The organism is Streptomyces sp. MB09-02B (assembly GCF_033794485.1).
Classification (GTDB): domain Bacteria; phylum Actinomycetota; class Actinomycetes; order Streptomycetales; family Streptomycetaceae; genus Streptomyces.
On the sequence record NZ_JARGEE010000156.1, the window covers coordinates 1 to 19,216 of the forward strand.

Sequence of the window (19,216 nt, forward strand, 5' to 3'; positions counted from 1 at the left end):
CGGTCACCCCGTCGTCCGTCACCCGTACCCGGAGCGCGCCCTCCCCGGCTCGCAGCTCCACCCGTATCGCCAAGTCCGCTCCCCCGTGCCGTACGGCGTTGGTCAGTGCCTCCTGCACGATCCGGTAGGCGGCGGCCCCGACCCCCGGGGGCACACCGTCCGCCGCGACGGACACCTCGACACGGGCCCCCGCCGTGCGGGCCGCCTCCACGAGGTCGGCGAGGCCGTCGAGGCCCGGCAGCGGCCCCCGGTGGGCGGCACCCGCGTGCTCGGACTCCCGCAACACCTCCAGTGTGCCGCGCAGTTCACCGCGGGCGGTCCGGCAGGTCTCGGCGATGTCGTCCAGGGCTCTGGCGACGGCGGCGCGGTCGAGGCGGTCGGGGTCGGCGGCCAGGACGTGCGCGGCGACGGAGGTCTGCACACCGACGAGCGTGATGCTGTGGGCGAGCAGGTCGTGCAGGTCACGGGCGATACGCAGCCGCTCCTCCGCGACCCGGCGCCGCGCCTCCTCCTCGCGGGTGCGTTCGGCGCGCTCGGCCCGTTCGACGACGGAGTCGACGTACTGACGGTGCACCCGGACGTACCCGCCGAAGACGAGGACGGAGACGATCCAGCCGGAGATCTGCAGGAACTCCGGGATCTGCTGGGGAGTGAACAGCACGTTGACGGTCAGGGTGAGGGCCACGACCGCGGCGCCGTTGAGCAGCGTACGGCGGGCCGTGCCGCTCACCGCGACGGTGTAGAGCGCCAGCATGGCCGGGGCCACGGCGGCGGGATGGTTGTTGTCGAACGAGTGGTAGGGCACGACGAACGCCACCAGCACCCAGAGCATGAGCACCGGCCGGCGCCGGCGCCACACCAGCGGCACATGGACGGCGAGCAGCAGCGCGAACCCGAGCCGGTCCGGCACCCGCCCGTCCCCCTTGATCACCGCGGCGGCCACGCAGTCGACGACGGCGAGGCCGGCGGCGAGATACGCGTCGTACCGCAGGGCGTCGGCCCCGGCGGCCGTCCGCAGCCGTTCGACGAGCCCCGGCCCGATCCTCGCCATGCCCATGGTTACCGTCACCCGCTCATCCTCCGTCAGGAGGGCGCCCTTCCGGGAGAGAAGGGCGCCCTCAGGTGGTCGCGACAGGCTCAGCGGCCGGCCGCCACGTGTTCCCGGTCCGTCGCCCCGCCCGGGGGCTGCCCCACCGGGTGCGCCGGCTCCTTGGACAGCGGGCCGGGCCACCACACCTTCCGTCGCAGCGCGACGCTCGCGCTGGTCACGAGGTAGGTACGGACGAGGAAGGTGTCGAGGAGGACGCCGACCGCGATGACGAAGCCCAGCTGGACGAGCTGGACGAGGCCCATGTTCAGCAGCACGGCGAAGGTCGCGGCCAGGACGAGCCCGGCGGAGGCGATGACCCCGCCGGTGGTGCGGAGCGCGGAGAGCGCGGCGGCGGCCGGTTCGGCGCCGGCCAGGGACTCCTCGCGCATCCGGTGCATGAGGAAGATGCCGTAGTCGACGCCGAGGGCGACGAGGAAGACGAAGGAGAGCAGCCCGAGCCCCGGGTCGGTCCCCTCGAACCCGAACACCGGCCCGAAGAGCAGTCCGCCGATGCCGAGCGAGGCCGCCCACACCGCGACCACGGCGACGACGAGCAGCAGCGGCGCGACCAGGCTGCGCAGCAGGGCGACGAGGATGAGCAACACGGACACGAGCACGAGCGGTACGACGACGAGCCGGTCGCGGGCGTTGGTGTCCTTCAGGTCGAGCTGCTCGGCGCTGGGCCCGCCGACGTAGGACTCCGGCAGCGCGTCCCGCAGCGACTCGATGGTGGCGGTCTCGGCGGCCGACTCCGGCGCGCTCCGCGCGATGACGGAGATCTCGGTCCAGCCGCCGCCGGTGCGGCCCCGCTCGACCGCCGCGACCCCCCGCTGCCCCTCGATCGCGGTGATCGTGGCGTCGGCCCGCGCGGCCGGGGTGATGACGGAGATCGGCTGGGTGCCCTGCCCGGGGTAGGCCCGGCCCAGGGTCTCCATGGCAGCGACCGACTCGGGCTTGTCGACGAAGGAGTCCTCCTGCTTCAGGGATCCGGGCAGGTTGAACGTGCCGAGCGCGAGCGCGCCCAGCAGGACGGCCCCGCCCGCGAGCACGGTCAGCGGGCGCCGCCCGGCGGACGACCCCATCGCCGAGAACAGGCTCTTCCGCTGCTTGGGCGCGCTGCCGTACGCCGGGACGAGCGGCCAGAACACCCGCCGCCCCAGCAGGACGAGGAGGGCGGGGAGCAGGGTGAGCATGGCGAGGAGGGCGCACAGGACGCCCACCGTCCCGAGCGGGCCCATGCCCCGGCTGCTGTTGAGGTCGGCGGCCAGCAGGCACAGCAGTCCGGCGGCGACCGTCCCGGAGGAGGCGAGCACGGCGGGCCCGCAGCCGCGCAGGGCGGCCCTCATCGCCTCGTACGGCCGCTCGACGCGCCGGAGTTCCTCGCGGTAGCGGGAGACGAGCAGCAGCGCGTAGTCGGTGCCGGCGCCGAAGACGAGGATCGTCATCACGCCCGAACTCTGCCCGGACACGGTCGTCCCGAAGGCCTGGTTCAGGCCGTAGGCGACCCCCATCGACAGGAAGTCCGCGATGCCGGCGACGACGAGCGGCACCAGCCACAGCACCGGGCTGCGGTAGATGATGATCAGCAGGACGGCGACGACGGCGACGGTGGTGTAGAGCAGCGGCCCGCCGAGCGAGTCGTAGACCTTGCCCGCGTCGGTGGCGAGGGCCGCGGGCCCGCCCACCTCGACGGTCAGCCCTTCCTCGCTGTGGGCGACCGCGCGTACCCGCTCGACGAAGGCGTCCCGCAGCTTCTCGTCGGTGCCGGGCCCGTTGCTCGCGATCGGGTACATGAGGGTGGTCCCGTCCCGCGACGGCACACCCTCCGGCTCGGCGGCCAGGCGGTCCCGCTCGCCGATCTCGGCGACCTGCCGCCCGGCGGCGGCCCGGTCGGCGGCCGTCAGCCCGCCGTCGCGGTGGTACACCAGCACCAGTTCGGTGGTCTCGCCGCCGGGCAGCCGGTCCTGGATCCTCGCCACCTGGGTGGAGTCCGCGCTCGACGGCAGATAGTCCACAGCCCGGTCGTTCTGCACCTCGGACAGCTTCGCCGCGAACGGCGCGACGACGGCGAGCAGCACCACCCACAACCCGAGCACCAGCCAGGGCACGGCTCGCCGCCGCGTACGTACGTTCGTCTCTGCGGGCCCCATGATGGGGTCCCCCCTCCCTCTGCGGGTGTCTGGACATCCCCCAGACTCCCGGCGCGGGAGGGCCGATTCGTCGCGCGTGAGGGCGAGTTCAGCGGTACTGCCGGGGGTGGCCCGGCGGCTGCGTTACTCCCCGGGGAGTACGCCCGCCCCGCCGGCGGGGGCCCGGTCCGCCCGGCGGTCGAGGATCAGCCGGTCCCCCTGGGGCCGCATGGTCATCCCCGCAGCAGCGGCTCGGGACCGCCGCCCGGCCGCGGCCGCACCCGCCAGCCGATCACCGCCAGGGCCGTCTGCGCCTCGGCGAGGCCGAACGGGAGGCGGACGGGGCAGCGACGGCAGTCGGGCGCGCTAGGACGGGGTCCGGGCCGTCGCAAGCAGCCGGGTCACGTCGTCCGCGCAGATGGTGAGGGCCGCTCCCACCGTGGCCAGCGCGTCCCGTTCCGCCGGGGTGTACGGCCCGTCGGCCAGGGCGATGCGCGCGCCCTGGAGCAGGATCGCCTCGCGGCCGGTGGGGGCGAGGTGCGGTGCCAGCGGGTCCAGGGCCTCGTGGAGCTCTATGGCCAGACCGGGACCGCAGGGCGCGCCGTGGACGCGGCCCGTGTCGGCGGCCAGGGCCTCCACCAGGGCGCCGAGCTGGTCCTCCGTGCAGTCGTCGAACCCGGCGGAGCGCACGGCGGAGGCGGCGACGGTCAGCGAGGGGCGCGAGCAGGTGCCACCGGCCGCGAGGACGGCGAGGGCGACCGTGTGGACGGCGTCGCGGAGCATCGCGGAGAAGCGGGTGGTGGTGGGGTGGTCGAGGACGTCGACGGCGTAGTGGTGGCGACAGGCCGCGCATTCGACGACGGGCCCGGTCTCGCCGCGGGGCAGCACGGGGACGCCGAGGAGGGTGAAGCGGCGGCGGCCGGTGAGGCGCTGGTAGTTGCGGTCGCCCCCGCAGCCGGGGCAGAAGAACTCGCCGTCACCGATGCCCGTCCACGCGATCCGGGTGCCCAGCACCCGCGAGAAGCCGGTGGCACGGCTGGTCCGCCCGTCGCGGGCGAGCGCGGCGGCACGGCCGATCGGGTCCCGTCCTGGCAGCACGTCGCACCTCCGTAACTCCCCCACACACGGCCCCATGGGCGCGGGAAGTGCCCCCTCGGCATCATCGCCGCGCTTTCGTGATGTTAGCCACATCCGTGAGGCGCAGTCAGTACTCCGGACGAGGCCTACCCGCGACCTGCACAGGGTTTGGCCGGTAAACGACGGGCCCCGCCCGCCGGAATCCGGCGAACGGGGCCTTCAAACCGCCGGTCAGGCTGGTCAGCGGGCCGCGCGGTTGACGGCGGAGACGACCGCCTTCAGCGACGCACGCGTCGTGTTCGCGTCGATCCCGATGCCCCACAGGACCTTGTCCTCGATGGCGACCTCGATGTACGAGGCGGCCTGCGCGGAGGCGCCCTCGCTCATCGTGTGCTCCTGGTAGTCCAGCAGGCGGGCGTCGATGCCGATGCCCTGCAGCGCGTGGAAGAACGCGGAGATCGGGCCGTTGCCGGTGCCGACCAGGGTGGTCTCCACGCCGTCGACCTCGGCCTCCACGGTCAGCGTGTCCACGCCGTCCTTGTCGGTGGTCGACTGGTTGGCGCGGACCTGGACCCGGCCCCACGGGTTGTCGGGGTTCGGCAGGTACTCGTCCTGGAAGACCGCCCAGATGTCGGAGCCGGTGACCTCGCCGCCCTCGGCGTCCGTCTTCGCCTGGATCAGCTTCGAGAACTCGATCTGCATCCGGCGCGGCAGGTCCAGCTTGTGGTCGTTCTTCAGGACGTACGCGATACCGCCCTTGCCGGACTGCGAGTTGACGCGGATGACGGCCTCGTAGGAGCGGCCGACGTCCTTGGGGTCGATCGGCAGGTACGGGACGGCCCACTCGATGTCGTCGACCGTCCTGCCCTGCTCCTTCGCGGACGCCTCCATGGCGTCGAAGCCCTTCTTGATGGCGTCCTGGTGGGAGCCGGAGAAGGACGTGTAGACCAGGTCGCCCACGTACGGGTGGCGCGGGTGGACCTCCATCTGGTTGCAGTACTCCCACGTGCGACGGATCTCGTCGATGTCGGAGAAGTCGATCTGCGGGTCGACGCCCTGCGAGAACAGGTTCATGCCCAGGGTGACCAGGTCGACGTTGCCGGTGCGCTCGCCCTGCCCGAACAGACAGCCCTCGACGCGGTCGGCGCCCGCCATCAGCGCCAGTTCGGCGGCGGCGACGGCCGTACCGCGGTCGTTGTGCGGGTGGATCGAGATGCAGACGTGCTCGCGGCGGGAGATGTTGCGGCCCATCCACTCGAAGCGGTCCGCGTGCGTCGACGGCGTCGAACGCTCCACCGTCGCGGGCAGGTTGAGGATGATCTCGCGGCCCGGACCGGGCTGCCAGACGTCCATGACCGCCTCGCAGACCTCCAGCGCGAAGTCCAGCTCGGTGTCGGTGAAGATCTCCGGGCTGTACTGGTACCCGAACTCCGTCTCCGGGCCCAGCAGCTTCTCCGCGTACTCCATCACCAGCCGCGTACCGTCCACGGCGATCTGCTTGATGTCGTCCTTGGAGCCACGGAAGACGACCCGGCGGAAGACGGGGGCGGTGGCGTTGTACAGGTGGACGGTCGCCCGCTTGGCGCCCTTCAGGGACTCCACGGTCCGCTCGATCAGGTCCTCACGGGCCTGGGTCAGTACGGAGATGGTGACGTCGTCCGGGATGACGCCCGGCTCCTCGATGATCGACCGTACGAAGTCGAAGTCCGTCTGTCCCGACGCCGGGAAGCCGACCTCGATCTCCTTGTAGCCCATCTTGACCAGCTGGTCGAACATCCGGCGCTTGCGCTCGGGGGACATCGGGTCGATCAGGGACTGGTTGCCGTCGCGCAGGTCGGTGGAGAGCCAGCGGGGGGCGACAGTGATCCGGTTGTTCGGCCACGTGCGGTCCGGGATGTCGACCTGCTCGTACTGTCCGTACTTGTGGATCGGCATGGACGTGGGCTGCTGGCGGTTCGCCATGATGCGTGGGCTCCTCGATGGTCCGGTCACTGCCGGGAAGGACGGCCGACGACACAACGCCAAAGCACCGCGGGGAGGGAGTCGGCCTCTAGTACAGGCCCTCGCCGCGGCAGCTAAGGAGAAGCAGCCCGAAACGCATGATGCGGAGCAGCTTAGCCGAGCCGTTTCTGCCGCGCGGGGTCGTATCAGTATGCGGGACCAGGGAATCTATCTGGACAAAAGGTGCGCAAGGCCACACCGGGCACGGGCAGCACCCCTGAAAGGGGCGCGGGGAACTGCGCGAGAGGCCCCACCGCACGCGCACCCCGCACTCAACCCTGAGTAACACGGCGCTGACGAAACGCAACCCATACGGCGACATTTCACCAATCATGGTTGCCCCCAGTGACAGCCCCCCGACGGAGTGCAATCGTGCGAGACATGACCACCAACGGGGGCCACGAGCCCGTCTTCTGCACAGTCGTCCCACCCCACGTCCTCGACAAGCTCTCCCAGGCCGAGGACCCGGTGCTCGCCGGCGCCGCGCGCAAGACCCTGGAGCGCGACGCCCTCGAACGCACCCACCGCCGCCTGACCACGGTCATCGGCGCCCCGAGCATCACCGCACCCGTGGGCGCCGAGGCCGGCACACCGCACCGCACGATCCACGACGCCCGCCACGGCACGGACCTGCCCGGCAGGAAAGTCCGCGGCGAGGGCGACGCGCCCGGCAAGGACGCCACGGTCAACCGCGCGTACGCCGGCCTGGGCGCCACGTACGAACTGTTCTGGAAGTCCTTCGCCCGCGACTCCATCGACGGCAGCGGGCTGCCGCTGAACGCGACCGTGCACTACGAGCGCGACTACAACAACGCCTTCTGGAACGGCGAGCAGATGGTGTTCGGCGACGGGGACGGCGAGATCTTCCTCGACTTCACCATCCCGATCGACGTCATCGGCCACGAACTCAGCCACGGCGTCACCCAGTACACGGCGAACCTCACGTACTTCGGCCAGCCGGGCGCGCTCAACGAGTCGATGTCGGACGTCTTCGGCGCCCTCATCAAGCAGTACACGCTCGGCCAGACCGCCGCGGAGGCGGACTGGCTGATCGGCGCCGGCCTGCTCGCGCCGCGCGTCACGGGAGTCGCGCTCCGCTCGATGAAGGCCCCGGGCACGGCGTACGACGACGACGTCCTCGGCAAGGACCCGCAGCCGGCGACCATGGACGACTTCGTCCGCACCGGCCGCGACAACGGCGGCGTGCACATCAACTCCGGTATCCCCAACCACGCGTTCTACCTCGTGGCCACCGCGCTCGGCGGCCACGCCTGGGAGCGGGCCGGACAGATCTGGTACGACGTCCTCACCGGCGGCCAACTGGACAAGCAGGCCCTCTTCGTCGACTTCGCCACGCTCACCGTCAAGGCCGCGAAGGACCGCTACGGCCAGGGCGACGAGCTGACGGCGGTGCTGAAGGCCTGGGAGCAGGTGGGCGTACGGACGCTGTAGGGGAGCGCGGCGGCGGTGCGGTGCTGCGCCTCGGCCCCGTTCCGTACTACACATGACGCATGCGTATCGAAGTGCGGCGCACGGGCGGTTTCGCGGGCATCGAGCGGCACGCGGTGGTGGACACCGCCGGGCGGCCCGATGCCCAGGACTGGCACACCCTGGCCGAGCGGGCCCTCACCGCCGGCCGGGGCTCACCGCCGCTCGGGGTGCCGGACGGGTTCTCGTACGAGATCACGGTGGACGGCCGGACCGTGCACTGCGCGGACCCCCGGCTGTCCGAGGCACAGCGCGAGCTGATCAGAAGGGTGCTCAAGGAGGGGGCGTGAGCAGCCCCTCAGGGGCGCCGGGGGCGCGTAACGGGCACTTCACCCTCGGGCGTTGACTTCCGTTACCCGTGGTACGGATGATCCGCCCATGGCGACGAACGCGACCAACCCGATACCCCAGTTCCCGGCAGGCTTCCTGTGGGGCGTCTCGACCTCCGCGCATCAGATCGAGGGGGCCGCGGGCGAGCGCGAGCCGTCCGTGTGGGACGCCTTCTCCGCCGAGCCGGGCCGGATCAAGGACGGCTCGACGGCGGCGGTGGCCTGCGACCACTTCCACCGCTACCCGGAGGACGTGGCCCTCCTGCGCGACCTGGGTGTCGGCGCGTACCGCTTCTCGATCTCCTGGCCCCGGGTGAACACCCCCGACGGCCTGGACTTCTACGACCGTCTGGTGGACGAGCTGATCGGCGCCGGCGTACGCCCCGTGCCGACCCTCTTCCACTGGGACCTGCCGTCGTCGCTGGCGGAGAGCGGCGGCTGGCTGAACCGGGACACCGCCGAGCGGTTCGCCGAGTACGTCGCCGTCGTGGCGGCCCGGCTCGGCGACCGCGTCAGCAAGTGGATCACCATCAACGAGCCCGCCGAGCACACGCTGCTGGGTCACGCCCTCGGCACCCACGCGCCCGGCAAGCAGCTGATGTTCGACGCGCTCCCGGCCGCCCACCACCAGCTGCTGGGCCACGGCCTCGCCGTACGGGCGCTGCGCGCGGCCGGGGTCACGGACATCGGCATCGCCAACTCGCACGGACCGACCTGGGCGGCCTCGGAGGAGCAGGCGGACCTGGAGGCGGCCGGGTTCTACGACCTGCTCCTCAACCGCCTGTTCGCGGAGCCGGTCCTGCTCGGCGAATACCCGGAGGGGCTGGGCGAGTTGATGCCGGGCACGGACATCGGCTCCGATCTGAAGATCATCTCCGAGCCGATCGACTGGTACGGCGTCAACTACTACGCCCCGACCCGGGTCGGGGCCCCCGAGGGTGAGGACATCGAGTTCGGCGGGGTCTCCATCCCGGCCGAACTCCCCTTCACCGTCAAGCAGATCGAGAACGTCCCGACCACCGACTTCGGCTGGCCGGTCGTCCCCGAGGGCCTCACCGAACTCCTCACCACCTTCCACGACCGTTACGGCGACCGGCTGCCCCCCGTCGTCATCACCGAGAACGGCTGCTCCTACGAGGGCGTCGACGACCAGGAGCGCATCGCCTACCTCGACGGCCATGTGCGCGCGCTGCACGCCGCCTCCGAGGCGGGCGTCGACCTCCGCGGCTACTTCGTGTGGTCCCTGCTGGACAACTTCGAGTGGGCCGAGGGGTACGCGCGGCGGTTCGGCCTGGTCCACGTGGACTTCGAGACGCTGGAGCGGACCCCGAAGGCGTCGTACGCGTGGTACCGGGACCTGCTGCGGGCGCAGAGCAGAGGATGACGACGACCCGGCCGACGGACGCCCTCGCCGAGCCCTCGGAACGGGTGGGCGGGGGCTGGACCTCCGCCCTGGCGCTGGCCAACGGGGCGATCTGGGTGGGCTGGTACGGCCCGCTGCAGATCCTGCTGGCCTCGCAGGCGGAGGACTTCGCGCCCGGCGCGGGCATGTCGAAGGAGTCGGTGCTGGCGTGGGTGACCGGCGTCGGAGCGGTCGTCTCGCTGCTGGCCACGCCGCTGTTCGGGGCGCTGTCGGACCGGACGACGTCCCGCTGGGGCCGCCGTACGCCGTGGATCGTGGCGGGGTCGGCGGGCGGGGCGGTGTCGCTGCTGCTGCTCGCGGGCGCGGGCGGGCTGTGGACCATGGCGGCCGGCTGGTGTCTGGTGCAGCTCACCCTGAACGCGTCCTGGGCGGCGGTCACGGCGGCGGTCCCGGACCAGGTGCCCCGGCTCCAACGGGGCGCGGTGGGCGGCTGGTTGGGGGCGGCGCAGATCCTGGGCGTGGTCGGCGGCACCGGGCTGGCGACGCTCGGCGGGGGCGTCGGCGCGGGGTACGCGGCGTGCGCGGTGTTCACGCTGGTGGGCGTGTTGCCGTACGTGCTGGGGCACCGGGAATCGCGGTTGCCGACGGCGGCCCGGCCGGCGTGGTCGTGGCGGGGGTTCGTGGCGGGCTTCTGGCTGAGCCCGCGGCGGTACCCGGACTTCGCGTGGGCGTGGCTGACACGTTTCCTGATCAATCTGAGCAACAGCGTCGGCCTGCTCTACCTGCTGTTCTACCTGCGGGACCGGGTCGGGTACCCCGACCCGGAGGAGGGCGTGCTGATCCTCACCGTGGTGAACGCCTCGACGCTGCTGGCGACGGTGGTGGTCTCGGGGGCGTGGTCGGACCGGGTGGGGCGGCGCAAACCGTTCGTGTACTGGTCGGGGATGCTGATGGCGGCCGCGACCGGCCTCATCGCCCTCTGGCCGACCTGGCCCGGCGCGCTCGTCGCCTCGGCCCTGCTCGGCCTGGGCTTCGGTGTGTTCACGTCGGTCGACTTCGCCCTCATGACCGATGTGCTGCCGAAGGCCCTCGACCGGGGCAAGGACCTGGGCGTCATCAATGTGGCCAACTCCCTGCCCCAGGTGGCCGCTCCGGTGCTGGCGGCGCCGATCGTGACGCATCTCGGCGGCTACCGGGCGCTGTACCTGGTGGCGGCGGTGATCGGACTGGCCGGGGCGGTGTTCGTGGGGCGGATTCGCGGCGTGGAGTAGAGCGCGCGCCACTCGGCGTGGAGCAGTACGCGCGCCACTCGGCGTGGAGCAGTACGCGCGCCACTCGGCGTGGAGAGCCGTACGCGCGCCGCCCCCGACGCAGACAACGCGCCCTTGTGGCGCCATTCACACCCGGCGTGCGGCAGATCACGTCTTTCACAGGAGGCGCACAGACAACGGATCCGCGCTTTCGACCGTCTTCACCACTGACCACGCTCGCCGCCGAAGGGACGCTCTGTGCCTACGCGTTCAACCAGACCCACCCGAACCCGCCCCGCACGGCGGGCGATAGCCGTGCTGGCGGTGTCCGGCACGCTCCTCGCGACGCCCTCGCTGGCGGTGCCCTCGGCGTTCGCCGCCGGGGCTCCCCCGACCGATCTGCGCGTGGACACGAACCGCGACGGCAAGGTCGACGTCACCGGCACCACCGACACCTCCGGCGAGAACGGCTGGACCGTCGCCCGCGGCGCCCTGATGTTGCCCAACATCGACGACGACACCCGCCGTTGCCCGGCCACCGGCCCCAAGGGCAAGCCCCTCTCGGACGCCAAGCTGGCCGCCTGCAACGACGCCTCCGACACCAAGGTGAACGGCACCGCCGACGCCGCCGACCTGGCCCGCATACGGTCCGTGCCGATGGCGAGCGTCCCCGCCGGGGCGCAGGGCACCGTGAAGGTCACGGCGGGCGCCGCGCAGAGCCGCGTGTTCGTCAAGCGGGGCAAGAAGTGGGAGCCCGTCACCAGCAAGACCCGCCTGTCACGGGCCGAGTTGAAGGCGGGCGTCGAGTTCGGCGTCGAGGCCCGCGACGTCATCCGGGACACCGCGAAGTGGGACGGGACGGCCCGGGTCCGGCTGACCGTGAAGTCCTCCAAGGGCACCACCGCCGACTCCGTCACCCTGCGCGTGGCCCCCCTCCTCACCCACCACCACCTGCAGAACGCCCAGCAGTTGCTGGTCACCAAGATCTCCGGCGGCAACTACGGCAAGCTCAACGCCGCCTTCCGCAAGGGCCTCGACAAGGCCGCCAAGGACGCCGGCATCACCCGGCCGACGGTGAACTTCACCAAGTACGGCGACATCTGGGCGCAGGACTTCGTCGAGCCCGCGTACGTCAGCATGACCGGCGCGAACGGCAAGCGGCAGGCCATGCGGGTGATGCTGCGCTCCGCCCAGCTGGACCGGGACTCCGGCCGGGAGCTGTTCGAGAAGATGCGCGGCCCGAACATCGGTGCCGTGCAGGTGACGGGCGCGAAGGACTCGGAGGAGTGGACGCTCAACTCCATGGGCAACCTGGAGACCATTCCGCCCTACGCCCACGGCGACCGCTCCTTCCCCGCCGGCCGGATCATCATGGGGCAGCGCCCGGACGTCGGCTCCAAGCCGGCGAAGGTGATGCGGACGTTCCTGAAGTCGCAGGGCATGCAGGACCCGCTGTTCCTCGACACGTCGTGGCTGCACGTGGGCCACGTCGACGAGTTCGTGCAGTTCCTGCCCGCGGACACCCCGCGCGGCTGGAAGATCGCGGTCGCCGACCCCGAGGCGGGGCTCAAGCTGCTGCGTGACGCGAAGGCCGCGGGCCACGGCTCGACGAAGATGTTCTCCCTGAAGCTCGGCCCCACGGAGACCATCGACAAGGCCCTCGCCTCCAAGACCCTGGTCTCCGACAACAACCTCGCCACCCGCAAGATCGAGGCCAACCTCGCGGTGCTCAAGCGCGAGACGGGCGTCACCGACGCCGAGGTCGTCCGGGTCCCGGCCCTCTACACCCAGGGCACGGAGATGGTGGGCGAGACCCAGTCGGGCGACGGCAAGACCCGTCTCCCCCGTCTGACCCGCCTCGGCGCCGGCGCCGAACTCCCGGACGTGGCACGGGACTACGGCCAGCAGCGCCGCCTCGACGAGGCGACGGCGGACCAGGGCTCGAAGAGCCGGGAGGGCTTCGGTGCCGCGTCCCCCGCGGCGCCCGCGCCCTCGGTCATGACCAGCGCGTACGTCCCCGGCGCGGTCAACGGCATCGTCCTCAGCCGCACGCACTATCTGGCGCCGCGTCAGTGGGGCCCGGTCATCGGCGGCAAGGACATCTTCGGCGAGGCGGTGACGGCCGCGTACACGAGCGCCGGCATGAAGGTGTCGTACCTGGACGACTGGGAGACGTACCACCTCGGTATGGGCGAGATCCACTGCGGCACGAACACCCTGCGGAACACCTCCGCCGCCTGGTGGACGCGCTGACACCGGCCATCGCCGGACCCCGCACGACCTGACGGCCGCCGCCCCGGAGAACCGGGGCGGCGGCTTTTCTCATGCCTGCTCCCGGCTCCTCAGGTCCTCCAGTCGGACGAGGCTGTCCCGGACCTGTTCCCGCTCCTCCTCGGTGAGCGGTACGGCCAGGGCCCGCCGGATCGCGTCCGCCGCCGTCTCCTCGTCGCCCGTCCGCTCGGCGACGTCGGCGCGCAGCACGAGCAGCCGCACCAACTGTGCCGCCGTGGGGGCCGGTCCGTCCGGTCCGCCCGGTCCGTCCGCCCCCGGCCCGAGCACCCGGTCGATGACCTTAGCCGCGGCCGCCGGGTCGTCCCGGGAGTCCGCCAGCAGGGAGGCGTGGTGCAGGGCCCGCGCGTAGGTCTCCCGTGGGGCGGGCCGGTGGTGCTGGTCCTCGCTCGTCGGCTGCCCCACCCGTACGCAGTTGCCGCCCGGATCGGTCATCAGGAACTGCCGCACGCCGTACGACATGTCCCTCAGCGGCCCGATGCGGGGCAGCCCCCGCGTCGGCACCCGCCCGTACGCCCGCTTGAGCCCGGCCCGGAACGCGGCGTACAGGACGTCGACGTCGTCGGTGACCACGTAGCAGGTACTGACCGAGGCGGTCGGCTCGTAGGTCTTCAGCCCGAAGAACTGCAGCTCGATGCCCCCGCGTTCCACCACGGCGTACGGGTTGGGGCTGCGCTGCTCGAAGGTGACCTCGAAGCCGAGGGCCCTGTAGAAGTCGAGGAGCGGCCCGAGGCTCTGACACGGAAGGATCGGAATCGTCTTCTCGCCCATACCCCGACACTAGTCAAACTTGACCAGAGAGGGCGACCGTTTAAAAGCCGAAGCGCGACCGTTGGCACGGTCGCGCTCCGCACGGCGTCTCGCGGCCCCTCAGAACCCCAGCTTCCGCAGCTGGCGCGGATCGCGCTGCCAGTCCTTCGCCACCTTCACATGGAGGTCGAGGAAGACCGGCGTGCCCAGCAGGGCCTCGATCTGCTTCCGCGACTTGATGCCGACCTCCTTCAGGCGCTTGCCCTTGGGGCCGATGATGATGCCCTTCTGGCTGGGGCGCTCGATGTAGACGAAGGCGTGGATGTCCAGGAGGGGCCGGTCGGCGGGACGGTCCTCACGGGGGAGCATCTCCTCCACGACGACGGCGATGGAGTGTGGAAGCTCGTCGCGGACACCCTCCAGGGCCGCCTCGCGGATCAGCTCGGCGATCATGACCTGCTCGGGCTCGTCGGTGAGATCGCCCTCGGGGTAGAGGGCCGGGCCCTCCGGGAGGAGGGGGACGAGCAGGTCGGCGAGCAGGCCCACCTGCTTGTCGGCGACCGCCGAGACGGGCACGATCTCGGCCCACTCGAAGCCCAGCTCCTTGCCCAGCTGGTCGATGGCGATGAGCTGCTCCGCGAGGGCCTTGCTGTCCACCAGGTCGGTCTTGGTGACGATCGCGATCTTCGGCGTCTTCTTGATGGACGCCAGTTCCTTCGCGATGAACCGGTCACCCGGGCCGAGCTTCTCGTTCGCGGGCAGACAGAAGCCGATGACGTCGACCTCGGCCCACGTCGTGCGGACCACGTCGTTGAGGCGCTCGCCCAGCAGGGTGCGCGGTTTGTGCAGTCCCGGGGTGTCGACCAGGATCAGCTGCGCGTCCGGCCGGTGCACGATGCCCCGGACCGTGTGCCGCGTGGTCTGCGGCTGGTTCGCCGTGATCGCCACCTTCTGGCCGACCAGAGCGTTCGTGAGGGTGGACTTGCCCGCGTTGGGGCGGCCCACGAAGCAGGCGAAGCCGGCGCGGTGGGCGGCCTCGGCCGGCTGCTCGGATGACTGGGTACGGACGCTCATGGCGCCCATTCTCCCTGATCCTCGGAGCCCCGCCGTACCCACCACGGACCGTGAGCTTTCCGAAACCCTCACGCAACGAAACGTCACGGAAACACACCCGTACGCGTACCGAAACGCACGCCGATCACCCTCTGACGAGCCCCCGCACCCGTTGGAGTCCACCGTGCCCACCGTGCCCCTGGCCGCACCGGCCGTCGACACCGGCGACACCGCCTGGCTGCTCGCCGCCACCGCCCTGGTCCTGTTGATGACCCCGGGCCTCGCCCTCTTCTACGGCGGCATGGTCCGCACGAAGAGCGTCCTCAACATGCTGATGATGAGCTTCGTCTCGATCGCGCTGGTCACCGTGGTGTGGCTGGCCGCCGGATACTCGCTCGCCTTCGGCGACGACGCCTTCGGCGGGCTGATCGGCGGCCTCGACCACCTCGGGATGAGCGGTGTCGGCCCCGCGAGCGTCCACGGCACCGTCCCGACCGTCCTCTTCGCCACCTTCCAGCTGACCTTCGCGATCATCACGGCCGCGCTGATCAGCGGTGCGATCGCCGACCGCGCGAAGTTCGGGGCGTGGCTGGTCTTCGTGCCGGTGTGGGCGCTGCTCGTATACGTTCCGGTCGCCCACTGGGTGTGGGGGCCGGGCGGCTGGATCCTCGACGACCTCGGCGCCCTGGACTTCGCGGGCGGTCTGCCGGTCGAGGTGACCTCGGGCGCCTCCGGACTGGCCCTCTGCCTGGTCCTCGGACCCCGGCTGGGCTTCAAGAAGGACGCGATGCGCCCGCACAACCTGCCGATGGTCATGCTGGGCGCGGGTCTGCTCTGGTTCGGCTGGTTCGGGTTCAACGCCGGCTCCGCGCTCGGCGCCAACGGCCTGGCCGCCACCGCGTTCCTCAACACCCTCGCCGCCGGCTGCACCGGTCTGCTCGGCTGGCTCTTCGTCGAGCAGCAGCGCGACGGCCACCCGACGACGCTGGGCGCGGCCTCCGGCGCGGTCGCCGGCCTGGTCGCCATCACCCCGTCCTGCGGCTCGGTCTCGCTGCTCGGCGCGCTGGTCATCGGCCTGGCCGCCGGTGTCGTCTGCTCCTACGCCGTGGGCTGGAAGTTCCGGCTGAACTACGACGACTCCCTCGACGTGGTCGGTGTCCACCTGGTCGGCGGGATCATCGGCACGGTTTTGATCGGCGTCTTCGCCGACCGGCAGCTGACCGGCGGCGCCGAGGGGCTGCTGTACGGCGGCGGGTTCGGCCAGCTGGGCAAACAGCTGGTGGCCGTGGTCGCCGTCGGGGCGTACGCGTTCCTCGTGACGTACGGCATCGGGAAGCTGATCGACAAGACGCTGGGCTTCCGCGCGGAGGAGGAGCACGAGCACACGGGTCTCGACCTTACGGTGCACGCCGAGACGGCATACGATCACGGCGTCCTGGGCCACGGCGCCCCGGTCAGCTCGTCCGTCCCGTCCCCGTCCCCCACGCAGAAGGCCAAGGCTTAAGGCATGAGACTCATCACCGCGATCGTCAAGCCGTACCGCCTCGACGCGGTCAAGACCGCACTCCAGGAGATGGGTGTGCACGGTCTGACCGTCAGCGAGGCCAGCGGGTACGGCCGGCAGCGGGGCCACACCGAGGTGTACCGGGGCGCCGAGTACCAGGTGGACCTCGTCCCCAAGGTCCGGATCGAGATCGTGGTCGAGGACGCCGCGTCCGACGACGTCATCGACGCGATCGTGAAGGCGGCTCACACTGGGAAGATCGGCGACGGCAAGGTGTGGGCGCTGCCCGTGGAGACGGTCGTACGGGTGCGGACGGGCGAGCGGGGTCCCGACGCGCTGTGAGACACGCGGCGGGGTGAGGGGTGGTACCGCCGGGTGCGGTACCACCCCTCACCCGTTCACTCAGGGGCGGCGCGGATCAGTCGAAGACGAACGGGCCCGGCGACTGCGGTCCGCTCGCCGTGCAGCTCACGGTGATGCCGAAGACCACCATCTGCAGGGAGCCGCCGAACGCCTCCAGGCTGTCGCCGGGTGCGACGGTGCCGGTGAGCGGGCCCACCACCATGCCGTCGCCGGCGGCCAGGGCCGGGTTCTCGGTGCCGGTGAAGGCCGTCGTGCCGCCGCTCGCCTTGACGAAGGTGAGCGTGGACTGGATGGAGTCCTCGGCCAGGGCGATCGGTGCGGTGATCTCCTCGGAGGTGAGGGTGACCGTGGCGGTCGTACCGCTCTGCGTGGCCGTGAGCGTGGCCGTGCCGGCGCCGCCGATCGTGCAGCTGGCGTTGATGGTCGCGGTCTCCGGGGTGACCGCGACGGCCGTCGGCGCGAACGCGAGTCCGGTGACGGCCAGCGTCCCTGCCGCGAGCGCCGAGCCGACTCCGAGTCGTATGCGTCTCATCGTGCGAATTCCCTTCCCTGGTACGGGAGGCGCACGGGGCCTGGGGGAGCCCCGTCCCTCCCGGTACGGGTGTTGCCATGTGGGGGCGGTGCAATGCGCGGCCGCGCGGCGGAATGTGACGGTCCGCCAAGAGAACGGCTCCATTGAGACGTGCGGGGGCCGAGATTGCAAGAGCTGTTCTGGTGGTTGCGCCAAGGGTCGGCGAAAGTGGCCGAAGCCCGTCGCCGACACCGTCGGCCGACACCTCGACGGGGTCGTGCCGGTGAGCCGATCTGTCCCGCGCCGCACGCTTTCGCCGGTAGCGCGGCCCGGGTGTCCACTCGCCCCCGCAAGATTTACACGCAGCTCGGGGGACTGTTACCGGCCGTAACACTATGCGGCGAGCGCCCGCCGATCCGCCGCGGCCCGAAGATCACCTGTTTCTTGCGGGGAGGCCCTGGCGTTCACGCCAGGGAGAAATCGCATCAGGGTGTTGCGACGCGGAGTGTCGCCGGATCCGGTTCGGGGCGCGGAGCGCCTGTTTCGCTTCGGTATCGCGGAGGTGATGCGAACGCGTGTGCCTGTGGTCGCTGGTTGGGGTGGTGACTGGGGGATCGGGGTGCGTTTGTGCGGCTGTCGTACGTATGGTCCTTCGCGAGGTTCGGGACGGCACGGTGTCCTGGCCGGGGACCGTGAAGGGGGGCGAGGTGGCGCAGGTGACGGCGGTTGCGACTGAAAGGTCCGGGCAGGCCCGGTACACCTACCGGCTGCGCGTGTCGTCCGCCGCCCGCACCGCCCTGGCGGCGGAGGGGGACCGGTGCCGCTGGCTGTGGAACGAATGCGTCGCCAAGTCCAGGGCCGTACACACGCACAACAAGGCCACCGGCCAGAAGGTGACGTGCGGCCCCGCGCAGCTCGACAGGATGCTGACCGAGGCCCGCGCCCGTACGCCGTGGCTGCGGGAGGGCTCCTCGGTTGTCCAGCAGCAGGTTATCCGCGACTTCGGCCGCTCCCGAGCCAAGGCGCACAAGGACATTCGCGAGCGCCTGCCCATGGCGCGCCGGGCCGGGATGCCGGCGTGGAAGACCAGACGCGAGGCGCCGGCGACCCTCAACTACACCCGGCGCGGGTTCGGGTTGAAGGACGGCCGGCTGCACCTGGCCGGGGGCATCGTCGTGACGGTGGTGTGGTCGCGGCAACTGCCGGCGGAGCCGTCCTCGGTGCGCGTGTACCAGGACACTCTCGGGCACTGGTATGCATCGTTCGTCGTTCCCGCCCGGGTCCAGCCCCTGCCGGAGACCGGCCGTGCGCTCGGCGTCGACTGGGGGGTGAGGCAGACCGCGACCACCACGTCCGACGCGCACGACCTGCCCCACGCCGGGCACGGCGGGAAGGCCCGGACGAAGCTGACCCGGTACGACCGGATGATGGCCCGCCGCAGGCCGGAGAAGGGGAAGCCCGGATCGAAGGGCTACCGCGAGGCGAAGAAACTGCGGGCGAAGGCGCACAAGAAGGTCGCCAGGCAGCGTGAGGACACCGGCCGCAAATGGGCCAAGAAGGTGGTCCGCGACCACGACGCCATCGCCGTCGAGGACTTCCGCCCCAAGTTCCTGGCCAAGAGCACCATGGCCCGCAAGGCCGCCGACGCCGCCATCGGCGCCACCAAGACCGCCCTGATCGAGATGAGCCGCAAGCACGGACGGGACATCCGCCTCGTCCACCCCGCTTACACCACGATGGACTGCGCCAACTGCGATGCGAGAGCCAAGCACGCACTGCCGCTGGGTGAGCGCACCTACACCTGCACCGCGTGCGGAACCGCGTCCCCACGGGACAAGAACTCCGCACGCGTCATGCTCGTCCGGGCAGGTCTCAACCCGGCTGGCGCTGATGGCGGAAGACCTCCTGGAGCACTGCTCCAGGAGGCTTCCTAATGCTGTTGTCAAGCTGCGCTGGTGACTGGTGGTGTGACTTGATAGCACCGTCGGTCGCGGATGAGGGCCCACAGGACGTTGACGC

Annotated in this window: 15 protein-coding genes; 8 read left to right on the forward strand and 7 right to left on the reverse strand. The window is 71.3% G+C overall.

Going from position 1 to position 19,216, the window contains the following annotated elements:
* The 4 genes from P1P70_RS21920 to leuA all read right to left on the reverse strand — a co-directional run.
* Positions 1–1,051: sensor histidine kinase (locus P1P70_RS21920; RefSeq protein WP_413471515.1), on the reverse strand; the 1,051-nt coding region annotated here is incomplete at its 3' end.
* A gap of 86 nt (positions 1,052–1,137) precedes the next feature.
* The gene (locus tag P1P70_RS21925; RefSeq protein ID WP_319240357.1) at positions 1,138–3,240 is read right to left on the reverse strand and encodes an MMPL family transporter; all 2,103 of its coding nucleotides are present in this window, start codon (positions 3,238–3,240) and stop codon (positions 1,138–1,140) included.
* Positions 3,241–3,585: 345 nt separating this feature from the next.
* Positions 3,586–4,317, reverse strand: a complete 732-nt coding sequence (locus P1P70_RS21930; RefSeq protein WP_413471514.1) for a TerB family tellurite resistance protein — start codon at positions 4,315–4,317, stop codon at positions 3,586–3,588.
* A 219-nt stretch (positions 4,318–4,536) separates the two neighbouring features.
* Positions 4,537–6,258: a 2-isopropylmalate synthase gene (gene leuA, locus P1P70_RS21935; protein ID WP_319240358.1), complete on the reverse strand. Its 1,722-nt coding sequence runs from the start codon at positions 6,256–6,258 to the stop codon at positions 4,537–4,539.
* Between the two features lie 420 nt (positions 6,259–6,678).
* Between leuA and P1P70_RS21940 the strand changes: the two genes are divergently transcribed.
* From P1P70_RS21940 to P1P70_RS21960, 5 genes are all read left to right on the forward strand, one after another.
* Positions 6,679–7,749, forward strand: a complete 1,071-nt coding sequence (locus tag P1P70_RS21940) for a M4 family metallopeptidase (RefSeq protein WP_319240359.1) — start codon at positions 6,679–6,681, stop codon at positions 7,747–7,749.
* Between the two features lie 59 nt (positions 7,750–7,808).
* Positions 7,809–8,075, forward strand: a complete 267-nt coding sequence (locus P1P70_RS21945) for a protealysin inhibitor emfourin (protein WP_319240360.1) — start codon at positions 7,809–7,811, stop codon at positions 8,073–8,075.
* 88 nt (positions 8,076–8,163) lie between these two features.
* Entirely contained in the window at positions 8,164–9,498 is a 1,335-nt protein-coding gene (locus P1P70_RS21950; RefSeq protein WP_319240362.1) for a GH1 family beta-glucosidase, read from the forward strand.
* Positions 9,495–10,748, forward strand: a complete 1,254-nt coding sequence (locus P1P70_RS21955; protein WP_319240364.1) for an MFS transporter — start codon at positions 9,495–9,497, stop codon at positions 10,746–10,748. The genes P1P70_RS21950 and P1P70_RS21955 overlap by 4 nt, the downstream gene beginning before the upstream one ends.
* A gap of 294 nt (positions 10,749–11,042) precedes the next feature.
* Positions 11,043–12,980 carry a protein-arginine deiminase domain-containing protein gene (locus P1P70_RS21960; protein ID WP_319240379.1) on the forward strand — a complete coding sequence of 646 codons (1,938 nt, stop codon included), beginning with the start codon at positions 11,043–11,045 and terminating at the stop codon, positions 12,978–12,980.
* A gap of 69 nt (positions 12,981–13,049) precedes the next feature.
* Here the strand turns inward: P1P70_RS21960 and P1P70_RS21965 are convergent, their stop codons facing one another.
* Together P1P70_RS21965 and era are read right to left on the reverse strand one after the other, a co-directional pair.
* Positions 13,050–13,787, reverse strand: coding sequence for a VOC family protein (locus P1P70_RS21965; RefSeq protein ID WP_319240366.1), 738 nt, complete (start codon positions 13,785–13,787; stop codon positions 13,050–13,052).
* 99 nt (positions 13,788–13,886) lie between these two features.
* Positions 13,887–14,849 carry a GTPase Era gene (era, locus tag P1P70_RS21970; protein WP_319240368.1) on the reverse strand — a complete coding sequence of 321 codons (963 nt, stop codon included), beginning with the start codon at positions 14,847–14,849 and terminating at the stop codon, positions 13,887–13,889.
* 163 nt (positions 14,850–15,012) lie between these two features.
* Here era and P1P70_RS21975 point away from each other — a divergent pair, with 163 nt between their 5' ends.
* Both P1P70_RS21975 and P1P70_RS21980 read left to right on the forward strand, forming a co-directional pair.
* Positions 15,013–16,323, forward strand: a complete 1,311-nt coding sequence (locus tag P1P70_RS21975; RefSeq protein WP_319240380.1) for an ammonium transporter — start codon at positions 15,013–15,015, stop codon at positions 16,321–16,323.
* Positions 16,324–16,326: 3 nt separating this feature from the next.
* Positions 16,327–16,665, forward strand: a complete 339-nt coding sequence (locus P1P70_RS21980; protein ID WP_319240370.1) for a P-II family nitrogen regulator — start codon at positions 16,327–16,329, stop codon at positions 16,663–16,665.
* Between the two features lie 76 nt (positions 16,666–16,741).
* Here the strand turns inward: P1P70_RS21980 and P1P70_RS21985 are convergent, their stop codons facing one another.
* Complete coding sequence (locus P1P70_RS21985) at positions 16,742–17,218, reverse strand: hypothetical protein (RefSeq protein WP_319240372.1); 477 nt, start codon at positions 17,216–17,218, stop codon at positions 16,742–16,744.
* Positions 17,219–17,913: 695 nt separating this feature from the next.
* Here P1P70_RS21985 and P1P70_RS21990 point away from each other — a divergent pair.
* Positions 17,914–19,131, forward strand: a complete 1,218-nt coding sequence (locus tag P1P70_RS21990) for a transposase (protein ID WP_319240374.1) — start codon at positions 17,914–17,916, stop codon at positions 19,129–19,131.
* The last annotated feature ends 85 nt before the right edge of the window (positions 19,132–19,216 follow it).